Source organism: Pseudonocardia tropica (assembly GCF_040105315.1).
Lineage (GTDB): Bacteria > Actinomycetota > Actinomycetes > Mycobacteriales > Pseudonocardiaceae > Pseudonocardia > Pseudonocardia alni.
Window position 1 is genome coordinate 21526 of sequence record NZ_JBEDNP010000003.1, and the last position, 12380, is coordinate 33905.

Sequence of the window (12380 nt, forward strand, 5' to 3'; positions counted from 1 at the left end):
GATCTCCTTCAGGAACGGATGCGGCGGATCAGCGAGCGCAGCTGCGCCTGCTTCCACAGCACAACGCCGGTGATCGTGAGGGCGGGCACGACGACGACCCGCACGATGTCGAGCAGCGGGTCGGCGATACCGGCTGGGGCGTAGAGCGCGGTACCGAGCACGAGGGCGGCGACGAGGTGGACGACCCGGGACACGGTGCGCACTCGCCGCGGCGATGCCGTTCTCGCCGACTTGTTTGACGCCGTCAAAGTTGCCATGGGGCAGACCATTCCATCGAACTTTGACGCTGTCAAACGATGTGGGATGCTGCTGCCGTGTCTCCCGTTTCCGATCCGGCGTACCCCACCGACGTCAAGGCCGCTCTGCTCACCGCCGCACACACCGAACTCCGCGAGCACGGTGCCGACAAACTCAGCCTGCGTGCAATCGCCGAGCGGGCCGGGGTCTCCCGCGCTACACCCAAGTGGCACTTCGGCGACCGAGCAGGGCTGCTCAGCGCCGTCGCGGCCGAGGGCTACCGGCAGCTGGGTACGCACCTGGACGCCGCGGCCGCCGCCGCGGATCCCGACCCGGGTGCCCGGTTCACCGCGATCGGGCGCGCCTACCTCGACTTCGGCCTGGCCCACCGCGAGCTGTTCACCCTCATGTTCCGCCCCGCGGAGCTGCACGCCGACGACCCCGCGCTGGTCGCCGCACGCAACGCCTCGTTCGCCGGACTCACCGACGTCACCGCCGCCCTGGACCCCGGCGGCGCCGCTCTTGCGCCCGGTTCACCCGACGGGCTGCCTCTGCTCGCGTGGGCCGCGGCGCACGGGCTGGTCGTGCTGGTGAGAGACGGGGCGCTGCAGCGCCTGACCGGTATCGATACCGACGACGGGGCAGCGGACCTGGCTCACAGGCTGGTCGGGGTGTTCACCGCGCTGGCCCGGCCGGCGCGGTAGCACGTCCGCGGCCCCCGGTCTCGGGCCACACCCGAGCGTCCGCGAGGTGTGAACATCAGGAATCCCCGGGTCCGGAGCTACACGAGCCGCCGGTACAGGTCGGCCGTGGTGACCGCACGGGCGCCATCGGCGACCTGGGCGTCGAGCTCGACCAGCCACAGCTCGGCCGCCCGCTCGAAGGTGTGCTCCGGCCGCGGGGCGCGGTCGCGACGCTGCGCGACCGGGTCCGGATCTCGTCCCGGAGCGCGCGGGACGCGGCGGCCTTCGTCGCCCCACTGCGTTCGATCAGCCGGATCCTGCCGTCGAGGTCTCGGAACCGGCATCCGGCGAGGTAGCCGCCGGTGGGGTCGCCCGCTCGTCGGGCGACCTTGATGCTGCAACGGCGGTCGGGCCACGCCGATCACCTGCCGCTCGATCGAACCCCACGTGGTTCCCGTTGGATTCGATCGTCATACGAGCTGCTGCAGCGCCGACGCAACGGGCTGACCTGGGGGAAGTGCGGCGGGCCGGGCTCGAACCGGCAACCTGACGGGTTATGAGTCCGCTGCTCTGACCGATTGAGCTACCGCCGCGGCGAGCCGGAGAGTACCGGAGCAGAGCGATCCCTCCTCCGGAACCTCCTCGGTCAGTCCGCCCCGGCGCGCTCGATCCCGTCGAGGAACGCCAGGTCGGCCAGGTCGACCGCACGCGGCGGGTATCCCTCGTGGAAGCGGCGCTGCGCCTCCACCGACACGCACGGAACGGTGCGACCGCCGATCACCCCCGTCGCGTAGTAGCGGGCCGGGAACTCCCAGAAACCGCCGTCGAGGTCGGCCTGGCGGGCGCTGCCGTCGTCGCTCACCTCCAGCGGGTGGAGGTCCACGCGCGTACCACGCGGCGCCACCAGCTCGACCCGGGTGGGCCGCCAGTCCGTCTCGATCGCGTAGCCGAGACCCGCCAGGACCTCGAGAGCCCGGCCCTCGTGCCGCCCGTCGACGTCCACGTCGAGGTCGCGGTGATCGCGCGTCCGCCGGCCGATCAGGGCGTCCACGCCCCACCCGCCCTCCACCCAGTACGTGCAGCCCGCCGCGTCCAACGCGCCGAGCACGCGCAGGACCTCCGCCTCGTCGGTGACATCCATACCCCACCCTGGCACGGCTCCCCTGGTGCTCTCCTACCCTTTCCCGATGCGGCTCGGTTACCTCACGCACGTCACCGGTGACGATCCGTCACGCGCCTACCGCGAGACGATCCGGTTGGCGGAGCGGGCCGAAGAGCTCGGGTACGACTCGTTCTGGGTGGCCCAGCACCACGACGGGCACCTCGGTGGGCGGCTGCCGTCGCCGCTGGTCCTGCTGGCCGCGGTCGCCGAACGCACCCGGCTGATCCGGCTGGGGACCGCGGTCGTCGCGCTGCCGCTGGAGGACCCGCGTCGGCTCGCCGAGGACGCCGGCGTGCTGGACGCGCTCTCCGGCGGACGCCTGGAGCTCGGCATCGGCGCGGGCGCCGACCCCGACGCGGCGCGACGCTTCGGACGTCACCACGACGACCGGCACCGCGACACCGTCGCCACGCTGGACGTCCTGCTGGAGATGCTGCCGCCCGCGCTCGCCGCGCAGCGGGTGTGGTGGGCGACGGCGACGCCGTCGTCCGTGGACGCCGCCGCGGCCCGCGGGGTGGGGGTGCTGTCGGGCAGGCCGCCGTCGTCGGACGGCGGTGTCGTGCCCGAGCTGGCCCGGTACTGGACCTACGCCCGCGGCGTCCCGCGCGTCGCGCTGTCCCGGCCGTTGCCGGCGGGCCACTCGACCGGCCGGATCATCGACGAACTGCTGGCCGACCCCGCCCTGCCGTGGGCGGGCGAGATCATCGTGCAGGCCCAGCCGTCGACGGTGCGCGCCGACGTCCACGACGAGGTGATGGAGCGGACCGCGCGCTTCGTGCGGCCGTTCCTCGGGGTGGCGGGGCCGGCGCACGGGCCCGCGGTCGTCGAGGAGGGCGACACCGACGACGACCCCACGCCGGCGATGCGGCCGCGGCCGGTGGAGCGGCCGCACCGGTAGAGGGCGGTGGACCGGACGGGGAGCGAAGCGGAGATCACCGCCGCTGCCGAACGCGCCGGCTGCCGCGTCGAGGTGGTGCGGCTCGCCGGTCGGCACCGGCGCGGCGGTTCGGAGTTCCACGAGCAGCGGGTCCGTCGGCCGCCGGGGCTCGATCCGCGCCCACCCGTCCGTTGGTCCGAGCAGGTCGTCGCCGACCCCGACCAGCGCTACGCCGTCACCGCGCTCCCGTCCCCGACCGCTCTGGAGAGCCGGCTGCTCGGCCGTTCCCCGGGGACCGCGCCGTGCCGAGGAGCCGGTCGCACCGGTCGCGGACACGCGTCTGCGACAGACTGTCGGAATGGGTCACGTCTTCGTCGTCCCCGGCGACATCACCCGCTTCGCCTGCGACGCCTGGCTCCTCCCCACCGACTGCACCCTGCACCTGGCGCAGGGCTGGCTGAGCAGCGTCGACGGCCTGCGCGCCGCCCGCGACGCGCTGGGGGGCGAGGCCGATGACCTGCGCACGGAGCACACCGTCGCGCTGGCCCTGCCGCGGTGGGACGGACCCCGTCCGGTCCTGACGGCGGTGCCGTTCCACGGGGTCCGCGACGCCCGTGACGTGGGCGACCGCGTCGGGGCCGGGCTCCGCGAGGCGTCGCGGGTCGCCCGGGACACGCACTCGGCGCGGGGCAGGCCCCTGGTCGCGATGCCGCTGTTCGGCGGTGCGGGCGGCGGCGGTGACGCGTTCCGCGGAACGCTCGTCCGGGCCGCGCTGGAGACCGCGCGGGCCACCGACGCCGACGTCGACGTCGCGCTGGTCCTGCGCGAGGAACGCGACCTCGCCCAGGCCCAGCGGCTGCGACGCCAGGAGGAGGACCGGTGGTGGCCCGGGCTCGACGACGCCCTGCGCGAGCGCTCCGCGACGCTCGCCGGACACGCCGGCCGTGGGCGACTGGTCCCGTTCATCGGGGCCGGGGTCTCGATCTCCGCCGGACTGCCGACCTGGAAGGGCCTGGTCGAGCGACTGACCACCGAGCGCCTCTCCCCGGCGGATCGGACGGAGTTCGGAACGCTCGACGTCCTGGACCAGGCCGAGATCCTCGAACGCGGCTACGCCGACCGGGCCGCGTTCGCCGCGGCCGTCGTCGGCCACACCTCGGCCGACCGGTACGGCATCGCACCCGCGCTGCTGTCCGGGCTCCCGTGCCGTGAGGCCGTCACCCTGAACTACGACCAGCTCTACGAACTCGCCGGGGAGGCGCTCGGGAAGCGGACCGCCGTGCTCCCCGAGGACTCGGCGGCGCTCGGCGAGCGGTGGCTGCTCAAGCTGCACGGGACCGTGACGAGGCCGGAGTCCATCGTCCTGACCCGCCGCGACTACCTGGCCTTCCGCTCCGGCCGTGAGGCGCTGTCGGCGCTCGCGAAGGCGCTGCTGCTGACCCGGCACCTGCTCTTCGTCGGCTTCGGCCTCACCGACGACCACTTCCACGAGGTCGTCCACGACGTCCGGGCCGTCCGTCCGCGCCGGCCGGGCGACCCGAAGCTGGGGACGGCGCTGATGCTGTCGTCGTCGACGCTGCGACGGCGGCTGTGGGGCGACGACCTCGACCTCGTCGCCCTCGACGACGGCGGTGCGCTCACCGACGTCGCCGACCAGGCCCGGCAGATGGAGATCTTCCTCGACCACCTGCTCGCCCACACCGATGCCGGGCCCGGGCACCTCCTCGACGACCGTTTCGCGATGCTGCTGACCCCGCCGGAGCGACGGCTGGCCGACCGGCTCCGCCGCGTGGCCGCGGAGATGGGCGACGACGAGCTGTCGACCACCGCCGGACGGGCCGTGCGCGACCTCCTGGACCGGCTCGGCGACTCCGCACGACGCTGACGCTCACCACGGGGCCCGCACCGGCGGCGTGACCGGTTCCCGGCCCGTCGCGATCCGCCCGGCCAGCGCGACGAGATCCTCCCCGCCCAGCCCCGGCCATCCGTGCAGCTCACGCCGCCACCGCTCGGGGACCGCCGCACCACCGAACCGACCACCCAGCAACGCCCCCGCGATCGCGGCGACGGTGTCGGTGTCCCCTCCCCCACCCACCGCCGCGACCAGGCCGTCGGACAGCGTCGCCGCCCCCTCCACCGCCGACCGGGCGCCGAGCAGCGCCGCGACCACCCACCCGTTCCCGACGGCCCAGGCGCCCGGCCGCAGTCCCTCCGCCCGGTCCAGCCAGACCGTCCACTGCGGATCGACCCGGGACAGCCCGGCACGCAGGTCGGGCTCCCCGGTCCGCACGGCACGGTCGATCGCGAGGCACCACAGGACACACGCCTCGCCGGCGACCGGGTCGTGGTGGGTCAGGGCGCTGACCGCGTGGGCGGCCTCGACGATCCCGTCCGGGTCGCCGAGATGGGCGAGCGCGACCGGCGCGGTGCGCATCAGGGAGCCGTTGCCCGCGGTGCGCCCGGTCTCGGAGTGCACCCGCGCGGCGGCCGCCCGCATCCGGGCCGCCGACCCCGGGCCGGGGGCGAGCCCGGTGAGCACCCGCCGGGTCTGGATCCCGACGTCGGCCGGGCCGGTCGCGAACCAGGCGAGGAAGCCGTCGGCGATCGCGTCGAGCGCGTCCGGGGTCCGCAGGTCGGCGCCGGTGGCGGCGACCCGGGCGATCACGCAGCTCATCTCGGTGTCGTCGCTCCACTGGCCCGGTGCGTAGCCGCCGAGGCCGCCACCGAGCATCGCGGGCTCCCCGACGAGCGGGCGGGAGCCGTACTCGTAGGGGACCCCGAGGGCGTCGCCCGCCGCCGCACCCAGCAGCACCCCGGCGGCCCGGTCCTGCACGGCGCTCACGCCGCCACCACCAGCGGGTGGGCCGGGTTCGTCGCGACGGTGACGACCGCGCGCCCCCGCCAGGACAGGCTGCTCAGGCGGGCCGTCGCCGTCGCACCGGCGAACGCCGTCCCCTCGCCGCCGCCGGACACCGGCGCGGTCGGCACCGCCGCGAGCTGCGCGACGAACCGGCGGGCCCGGTGGCCGGGCGTCACCACCGGGTCGGCGCCGACGGCGTCGACGGCGGTCCCCGCGACCAGCCCGTCCCAGGCCGCGGCCAGGGTGCGCGGCGAGTCGAACACCTCCAGCAGCAGCGGACGGCCGGCGACCCCGGCCAGCACCCCGCACTGGAACGGCAGCGGCGCCAGGTCGCCGACCAGCCGGCGGGCCCGCGCACGGCGGTCACGGGCCGCGTCCTGGAACGACCCGGTGGCACCGGCGCCGTAACCGGCGACCCGCCGCCACACCGTGGCCTGGTCCGCGGTCGCGGCGCGCACCGCGACCGGGGCGCGCTCGCCGTCACGGGCGTGCTCGGTGCCCCCGGACCAGCGCCGCGCCTCGACGCAGCGGACCGCGACCACCGCCGACCGTCCGGCCCCGACCAGCGCGGACCGGGTCACCACCCGGTTCTGCCACCCGCCGGTCAGCAGCTCCCCCTCGGTCAGCAACGCCGGGCGCGGCCCCCGGTTCGTGACGACCAGCTGGTCGACCGCCGGCGTGCCCGCCCGCTCGGCGACGCGCAGCGCGCCGCCGCCCAGGTCGTAGCCGCGGCCGCGCACGGCCCCACCGTTGAAGACCGGGAACAGGGTCAGCGCCCCGCGCACCACCGGGTTGCCCACGTGCAGGTCCATGACGTCCTCCTATTGGCTCAACTCTGCGCTAACCAATAAGAGCATGACCGCGCTAATCTGTCCAGCATGGGATGGACCGACGAGCACGGCAGGCGCCTCACCGACTACGACCGGCCGTCCGTGGCCGTGGACGTCGCCCTGCTGACCCTCGACGCCGGGGGGCGGCTCGCCGTCGTGGTCCACGAGCGCACGGGGGCGCACGCCCGCGGGCTGCCGGCACTGCCGGGGACGTTCCTGCACGTCGACGGCGCGGAGACGTTGCGCGACGCGGCGCTGCGCGCGCTGCGCGACAAGGTGGGCGTGACCGGCCGGGAGCCCGAACAGCTGCGGGTCTTCGACGACCCCGCCCGCGACCCGCGCGGCCGGGTGCTGTCGGTGGCGCACGTCGACCTGGTCGGCCACGACCGGATCGAGGGCACGACCGGCGTCCTCGCCCCGGTCGAGGACGGGACGCTGCCCTACCCGCTGGCCTACGACCACGACCTCGTCGTCGCGCACGCGCTGCGCTGGGCCCGGGACCGCTACGCCGCGGCCCCCGACCCGGCCGGGCTGGCGGGCGGGGAGTTCACGCTGCTGGAGCTGCAGGGCGTGCACGAGGCCGTCGAGGGGCGACGCCTCCAGAAGGACACCTTCCGCCGCCGGGTCGCCGACGGACTGGTCGAGACCGGCCACGTCCGCGCCGGGACGGTCGGGAAGCCGGCCCGGACGTTCCGGCGGCGGTGACGCTCACCCCCGTCGCGCGAGCTCGGCCAGCCACTTCTTGAGCAGCACCGTCTCCGGCGCCCCGAGGACGTCGTTGTCGTCGGGCAGCGCCAGCAGGGCCGCCGCGGCGTCGCCGACCCCCGGCCCGCCGGTCGCGTGCTCCGCATGTCCACCGGTGATCGCGGCGAGGGTGGCCTCGCGCATGTCGGCCGACAGCCCGGGGTCCGGGCGCGCGGTGATGATCTGCCGCAGGGTGACGCCGACGTTGGCGGCGAGGACGTGGGCCGCGGCGCGTTCCGGGCTCACGGTGAGCCGGCCCCGGCGGTCGGCCTCCCGGGTCAGGCCGAGCAGGGCGGTGGCCGGTCCGTCCTGGGCCGACGGCCGTCGCCCGGGCGTGACCTGCCCGTACATCAGGGCGTAGAAGCCGGGGTGGGCGATGCCGAACGCGACGTGGGCGTCCCACCCGTCGCGGATGTCCTGGATCGGGTCACCGCTGGACTCCTGGGCCCGCTTCGCGGACAGGTACCGCTCGAACCCGTGCTCCACCACCGCGTCGAGCAGGCCGTCCTTGCTGCCGAAGAAGTGGTACAGCGTCGGGAGGCGGACGCCGGCGGCGTCGCAGACGGCCCGCAGCGGGACGGTCTCACCCGGCGACGCCGCGATGAGGTCGGCGGCAGCGCGCAGGAGCCGGTCCCGGGTCCCGACCTCGGCCGGTTGATCTGCCACGGCTCCACTGTAGGACGCGCGTGCGGGGCCGGGGCGCCGGCGGCGGACCGGCCGCCGCCCCCGGCGCCCATCGTCACGCCCTCAGCGCGTGGTGTAGCCGCCGTTGGCGAAGATCGTCTGGCCGGTGATCCAGTGCCCCTCGGTGGCGAGGAACCGCACGATCGGCGCGATGTCCTCGATCTTCGTGAGCCGCCCGCCCATGGCCATCGACTTGTGGAACTCGACCCGCTCGGGGGTCTCCTCCGGGTAGAAGAACGGTGTGTCCATCGGGCCGGGGGCGACGTTGTTCACCGAGATGCCCCGGTCGGCGAACTCCTTGGCCGCCGCGCGGGTGAAGTGCTCGACCGGGGCCTTGCCGCCGGCGTAGGTGGAGTAGCCGTCGGTGAAGGCCGCCAGCAGCGACGTGACGACGGTGATGATCGCGCCGTCGTCGGCGACGCTCCGGCCCGCCTCCTTGATGAAGAAGTACGCGGCCTTGGAGTTGATGTCGAACATCGCGTCGTACTCGGCCTCCGTGGTGTCCACGATCGGCTTGCGGAGCACCTTGCCGACGGCGTTGACGGCGACGTCGACGGGACCGAGCGACCCCGTCGCATCGGCGAAGAGCTGCTCGACCTGCGCCGGGACGGTCAGGTCCCCCTGCAGGAGCACCCCTTCGCGGCCGGCCGCCTCGACCGCCTTCAGTGTCTCCTCGGCATCGGAGCGCGAGGACGCGGAGTTGTAGTGGATCGCGACGTTCGCCCCCGCCTCGGCGACCTGGCGGCTGATCAGCCCGCCGAGGTTCTTGCCGCCCGCGGCGACGAGCACGGTCCGGTCCTGCAACGACTGCACACTCATGCGTTCCTCCCGTATCGACTGTATAGCTAGATGTATCAGCTATACAGGGCGATGTCGAACGCGGTCGCGTCAGAAGGCCCAGGTCCCCGTCAGCAGCGCCACGCCGGTGACGGCCAGCAGCCCGACGACGACGTGCTCCCCCGTCCCGCCCGTGCGGAACCGCAGCGCCCGCGGCCAGCGAATCCCCACCAGCGGCCAGAACGCGAACCGGTTGCCGTTCGAGGTCAGCTCGTCGCCGATCGCCCCGACCCAGCAGCCCGCGCCCGCCGCGACACCGGTCCAGACCGCCGTCTCCCCGGGCAGCAGGAACCCGGTCGCCCACCACGCCAGCAGGCCGACCGCGGCCGCGAAGACCGGCGAGTGCGACAGGCCACGGTGCGAGACCCCGGTCGTCACCCGGGACAGCCACCGGATCGCCCGGCACAGGAGCCAGGTGACCGGCGGCAGCGACCGTGCGGCGACGCTCGACGGGTGGTCGAGGTCGGGAGCGAAGGCCGCCAGCGCGCACACCACCACGACCACCGGCACCAGCACCGGTGGCGGCGGGATCGCCGAGCAGACCGCGAGCCCCAGCACCGCGCCCGACAACGCGTGCGTACGACCCATCATCGTGATCCCCCACCCCTGTCCGAACGGACACGGAGGGTAACCGTGCGACACCGTGACGCCGGGGCGCCGACACGCGCGAACCGGCCTTGACCGTGCCCGCCGGGCCGCGCAGGCTCGCAGGGTGACGGACCGGTGGCGCAACTGGGCGGGCAACCAGCGCACCCGTCCGATCAGGACGGTCCACGCCCGCGACGCCGACGACGTCGCCCGGGCGGTGCGCGACGCCGCAGACGGGGACCTGCGGGTCCGCCCGCTCGGCAGCGGCCACTCCTTCACCGGCATCGGCGTGCCCGACGGCATCGCGCTGGCCGTCCCCGCCGACCCGGCCGCGATCCGGCTCGACGGCGGGCTCGTCACCGTCCCGGCCGGGGTCACCCTGCACACGCTGAACCGGTGGCTGTGGGCCCACGGCCGCGCGCTGCCCAACCTCGGCGACATCGAGGCCCAGACCGTCGCCGGTGCGATCTCCACCGGCACCCACGGCACCGGCGCCGGGTACCGCGGCATCGCCGACGGGGTGCGCGGGCTGCACCTCGTCGACGGGCTCGGGGAGCTCCACGAGCTGGGCCCGGCCGCCGACCCCGACCTGTTCGACCTGGCGCGGGTGGGCCTCGGGGCGCTCGGTGTCCTGGTCGGGGTGACGCTGGCGACCGTGCCCGCGTTCCACCTGCACGCCCGCGAGTCCGCGCGCCCGCTCGCCGAGGTCCTCGACGGCCTCGACGACCTCGCCGCCGGTCACGACCACGTCGAGTTCTACTGGTTCCCGCACACCACGACCGCGGTGCTCAAGACCGACGACCGGACGGAACGGCGCTCGCCCGGGCGCGGCCGGGTCGCCGCGCTGGTCGGCGACGAGGTGCTCGGCAACGGGGCGTTCGGGCTCGTCCAGCGCGTCGCCGCGCTCGCCCCGCCGCTGGTCCCGCGGCTCAACCGGGTCATGGCCGGGCAGATGGCCGCCGGGGAGTACGTGGCCCCGTCGTACGCGGTGTTCTGCAGCCCGCGCCGTGTCCGGTTCCTGGAGATGGAGTACGCCGTGCCGCGGGCCGCGCTGCCCGAGGCGTTCGCCGGGCTGCGGGCCGCCGCCGCGCGGCACGCCCACGACGTCGCGTTCCCGGTCGAGGTGCGGATCCTGCGCGGCGACGACATCGCGCTGTCCACCGCGTACGGACGGGACACCGCCTACCTCGCCGTGCACGTCCACTCGGGACGCCCGCACGAGGCGTACTTCGGGGCCGTCGAGTCGGTGCTGTCCGCACTGGACGGACGGCCGCACTGGGGCAAGCTGCACACCCGCACCGCGGAGCAGCTGCGTCCCCGCTACCCGCGGTTCGACGCGTTCGTCGCCGCACGTGACCGACTCGACCCGGCGGGCCGGTTCCGCAACCCCTACCTCGACCGGGTCCTGGGAGTGCCGTGCACGTCGACGACCTGACCACACCCGCGCTGCTCGTCGACGCCGCCGCGCTGGAGGCGAACCTCGCCGACATGGCCGCGCTGCTGCCCGGCCCGCGGCTGCGGCCGCACGTCAAGGCGCACAAGACGACCGAGCTGGCCCGGCGGCAGGCCGCCCACGGCCACACCGGGTTCACCTGCGCCACCGTGCGGGAGGTGGAGGGCATGGCGGCGGCCGGGCTGGGCGCGGACCTGCTGCTCGCCAACGAGGTGCTCGACGCCCGCCGGCTCGGCGCCGTCGTCGGGTCGGGCGCGCGGGTCACCGTCGCGATCGACTCGGAGCAGACGCTGCGGGCCGCCGTGGACGGCGGCGTCCGCGAGGTGCTCGTCGACGTCAACGTCGGCCTGCCCCGCTGCGGCATCGCGCCCGCGCGGGCCGGGGCGCTCGCCGACGCCGCCCGCGCCGCCGGGCTCGTCGTGCGCGGCGTGATGGGCTACGAGGGCCACCTGCAGATGCTCGACGACGCGGCCGAACGCGCCCGGCTCACCACCGAGTGCACCGACCGGCTGCTGGCCGCGCACGCCGACGTCGGCGGCGAGATCGTCTCCGGCGGCGGCACCGGCACGCACGCGATGAACACCGCCTGCACCGAGATCCAGGCCGGGTCCTACGCGCTGATGGACACCGCCTACACCGCCGCCGGGCTGCCGTTCCGCCAGGCGCTGACGGTGCTGTCCACCGTGGTCTCGACGACCGCACCCGACGGCGACATGCCCGGCTGGGCGGTCGCCGACGCGGGCCTCAAGGCGTTCGGCATGGACCACGGCAACCCCACGGTGCCCGGTGGGAACGTGTGGTTCTGCTCCGACGAGCACCTGGTGTTCGCCGCCGACGCCCCGCCGCGCACCGGCGACCGGGTGCGGGTCGTGCCGGCGCACGTCGACCCGACCGTCGCCCTCCACGGGCGGATGCACCTCGTCGACGGCGACGAGGTGCTGGAGACCTGGGCGGTCGACCTGCGCGGCTGGTGAGACCTACCGGCCGAACCTCTCCCCCAGCGCCGCCAGGCCCACCCCGAACACGCCGTTCGCGAACAGGCCCGCGAGGTCGCCCTCGTCGGCGCCGTCGGCGTCGAACTCGGTCCACCACTCGCCGAAGGTGTGCCCGACCGCGGTGACCGGGGCCAGCCGCACGGTGGACACGTAGCGGCGCACCGGGAACGGCGACTCGAGGATCTCGTAGGTCAGGGCGTGGCCGCGCTCGTCGAGTGCGGTCAGCTCCTCGACGACGGTGCCGCCGCCCTCGGCGAGGGTCAGGCGGCGCTGCGCGCCGATCTCGCTGCCGGAGGCGCCGCGGATCAGCTCGCAGGTCGCGATCGCCGGGTGCCAGCGGTGCAGGCCACCGAAGTCGCGGACGTGCGGCCACACCTCGGCCAGCGGTGCCGTGATCACGGCGCTGGAGTAGGGACGGGGCATCGGGGGC

The 12380-nt window shown here is 75.2% G+C and carries 15 protein-coding genes and 1 tRNA gene; 6 read left to right on the forward strand and 10 right to left on the reverse strand.

The genetic code is table 11. The features are described from left to right. Positions 1-8: 8 nt before the first annotated feature. Positions 9-203, reverse strand: coding sequence for a hypothetical protein (locus tag WHI96_RS05600; protein WP_345642036.1), 195 nt, complete (start codon positions 201-203; stop codon positions 9-11). A gap of 111 nt (positions 204-314) precedes the next feature. Between WHI96_RS05600 and WHI96_RS05605 the strand changes: the two genes are divergently transcribed. Continuing rightward, a complete protein-coding gene (locus tag WHI96_RS05605; RefSeq protein WP_345642039.1) occupies positions 315-941 on the forward strand; it encodes a TetR/AcrR family transcriptional regulator in 627 nt (208 codons plus the stop codon). 77 nt (positions 942-1018) lie between these two features. On the opposite strand, the gene WHI96_RS05610 is transcribed toward WHI96_RS05605, so the two are convergent. The 3 genes from WHI96_RS05610 to WHI96_RS05620 all read right to left on the reverse strand — a co-directional run bounded on the left by WHI96_RS05610 (position 1019) and on the right by WHI96_RS05620 (position 2061). Then, the gene (locus WHI96_RS05610; protein ID WP_345642042.1) at positions 1019-1264 is read right to left on the reverse strand and encodes a hypothetical protein; all 246 of its coding nucleotides are present in this window, start codon (positions 1262-1264) and stop codon (positions 1019-1021) included. A gap of 174 nt (positions 1265-1438) precedes the next feature. Continuing rightward, positions 1439-1513 (reverse strand) — tRNA-Ile (locus tag WHI96_RS05615). Between the two features lie 53 nt (positions 1514-1566). Continuing rightward, the gene (locus tag WHI96_RS05620; protein WP_345642044.1) at positions 1567-2061 is read right to left on the reverse strand and encodes a nucleotidyltransferase domain-containing protein; all 495 of its coding nucleotides are present in this window, start codon (positions 2059-2061) and stop codon (positions 1567-1569) included. Positions 2062-2107: 46 nt separating this feature from the next. On the opposite strand from WHI96_RS05620, the gene WHI96_RS05625 reads away from it, so the two are divergent. After that, positions 2108-2980 carry an LLM class flavin-dependent oxidoreductase gene (locus tag WHI96_RS05625; RefSeq protein WP_345642047.1) on the forward strand — a complete coding sequence of 291 codons (873 nt, stop codon included), beginning with the start codon at positions 2108-2110 and terminating at the stop codon, positions 2978-2980. A gap of 337 nt (positions 2981-3317) precedes the next feature. Continuing rightward, positions 3318-4844: an SIR2 family NAD-dependent protein deacylase gene (locus WHI96_RS05630; RefSeq protein WP_345642050.1), complete on the forward strand. Its 1527-nt coding sequence runs from the start codon at positions 3318-3320 to the stop codon at positions 4842-4844. A 3-nt stretch (positions 4845-4847) separates the two neighbouring features. On the opposite strand, the gene WHI96_RS05635 is transcribed toward WHI96_RS05630, so the two are convergent. Both WHI96_RS05635 and WHI96_RS05640 read right to left on the reverse strand, forming a co-directional pair. Further along, positions 4848-5801: an ADP-ribosylglycohydrolase family protein gene (locus WHI96_RS05635; protein ID WP_345642052.1), complete on the reverse strand. Its 954-nt coding sequence runs from the start codon at positions 5799-5801 to the stop codon at positions 4848-4850. Next, on the reverse strand, positions 5798-6631 hold the full coding sequence (locus WHI96_RS05640) for an ARPP-1 family domain-containing protein (RefSeq protein ID WP_345642056.1): 834 nt from the start codon (positions 6629-6631) through the stop codon (positions 5798-5800). The genes WHI96_RS05635 and WHI96_RS05640 overlap by 4 nt, the downstream gene beginning before the upstream one ends. A 66-nt stretch (positions 6632-6697) precedes the next feature. Here WHI96_RS05640 and WHI96_RS05645 point away from each other — a divergent pair, with 66 nt between their 5' ends. Further along, positions 6698-7354, forward strand: coding sequence for an NUDIX hydrolase (locus WHI96_RS05645; protein ID WP_345642059.1), 657 nt, complete (start codon positions 6698-6700; stop codon positions 7352-7354). Between the two features lie 3 nt (positions 7355-7357). Here WHI96_RS05645 and WHI96_RS05650 read toward each other — a convergent pair whose 3' ends face one another. The 3 genes from WHI96_RS05650 to WHI96_RS05660 form a co-directional block, all read right to left on the reverse strand. After that, positions 7358-8059 carry a TetR/AcrR family transcriptional regulator gene (locus tag WHI96_RS05650; RefSeq protein WP_345642062.1) on the reverse strand — a complete coding sequence of 234 codons (702 nt, stop codon included), beginning with the start codon at positions 8057-8059 and terminating at the stop codon, positions 7358-7360. Between the two features lie 81 nt (positions 8060-8140). Next, positions 8141-8896, reverse strand: a complete 756-nt coding sequence (locus WHI96_RS05655) for an SDR family oxidoreductase (RefSeq protein ID WP_345642065.1) — start codon at positions 8894-8896, stop codon at positions 8141-8143. A 69-nt stretch (positions 8897-8965) separates the two neighbouring features. Further along, positions 8966-9505: a metal-dependent hydrolase gene (locus WHI96_RS05660; RefSeq protein ID WP_345642068.1), complete on the reverse strand. Its 540-nt coding sequence runs from the start codon at positions 9503-9505 to the stop codon at positions 8966-8968. Positions 9506-9626: 121 nt separating this feature from the next. On the opposite strand from WHI96_RS05660, the gene WHI96_RS05665 reads away from it, so the two are divergent. Then, positions 9627-10937, forward strand: a complete 1311-nt coding sequence (locus WHI96_RS05665) for a D-arabinono-1,4-lactone oxidase (RefSeq protein WP_345642071.1) — start codon at positions 9627-9629, stop codon at positions 10935-10937. Next, the gene (locus WHI96_RS05670; RefSeq protein WP_345642074.1) at positions 10919-11929 is read left to right on the forward strand and encodes an alanine racemase; all 1011 of its coding nucleotides are present in this window, start codon (positions 10919-10921) and stop codon (positions 11927-11929) included. Before WHI96_RS05665 ends, WHI96_RS05670 begins: the two co-directional genes overlap by 19 nt. A gap of 3 nt (positions 11930-11932) precedes the next feature. On the opposite strand, the gene WHI96_RS05675 is transcribed toward WHI96_RS05670, so the two are convergent. Then, positions 11933-12373, reverse strand: coding sequence for an SRPBCC family protein (locus WHI96_RS05675; RefSeq protein ID WP_345642077.1), 441 nt, complete (start codon positions 12371-12373; stop codon positions 11933-11935). Positions 12374-12380: the final 7 nt, after the last annotated feature.

Coding starts and splice junctions, on each gene's coding strand:
- WHI96_RS05610 (WP_345642042.1), bottom strand. CDS start 1,264: ATGCCGGTTCCGAGACCTCGACGGCAGGATCCGGCTGATCGAACGCAG.
- WHI96_RS05675 (WP_345642077.1), bottom strand. CDS start 12,373: ATGCCCCGTCCCTACTCCAGCGCCGTGATCACGGCACCGCTGGCCGAG.
- WHI96_RS05625 (WP_345642047.1), top strand. CDS start 2,108: ATGCGGCTCGGTTACCTCACGCACGTCACCGGTGACGATCCGTCACGC.
- WHI96_RS05620 (WP_345642044.1), bottom strand. CDS start 2,061: ATGGATGTCACCGACGAGGCGGAGGTCCTGCGCGTGCTCGGCGCGTTG.
- WHI96_RS05645 (WP_345642059.1), top strand. CDS start 6,698: ATGGGATGGACCGACGAGCACGGCAGGCGCCTCACCGACTACGACCGG.
- WHI96_RS05655 (WP_345642065.1), bottom strand. CDS start 8,896: ATGAGTGTGCAGTCGTTGCAGGACCGGACCGTGCTCGTCGCCGCGGGC.
- WHI96_RS05640 (WP_345642056.1), bottom strand. CDS start 6,631: ATGGACCTGCACGTGGGCAACCCGGTGGTGCGCGGGGCGCTGACCCTG.
- WHI96_RS05660 (WP_345642068.1), bottom strand. CDS start 9,505: ATGATGGGTCGTACGCACGCGTTGTCGGGCGCGGTGCTGGGGCTCGCG.
- WHI96_RS05630 (WP_345642050.1), top strand. CDS start 3,318: ATGGGTCACGTCTTCGTCGTCCCCGGCGACATCACCCGCTTCGCCTGC.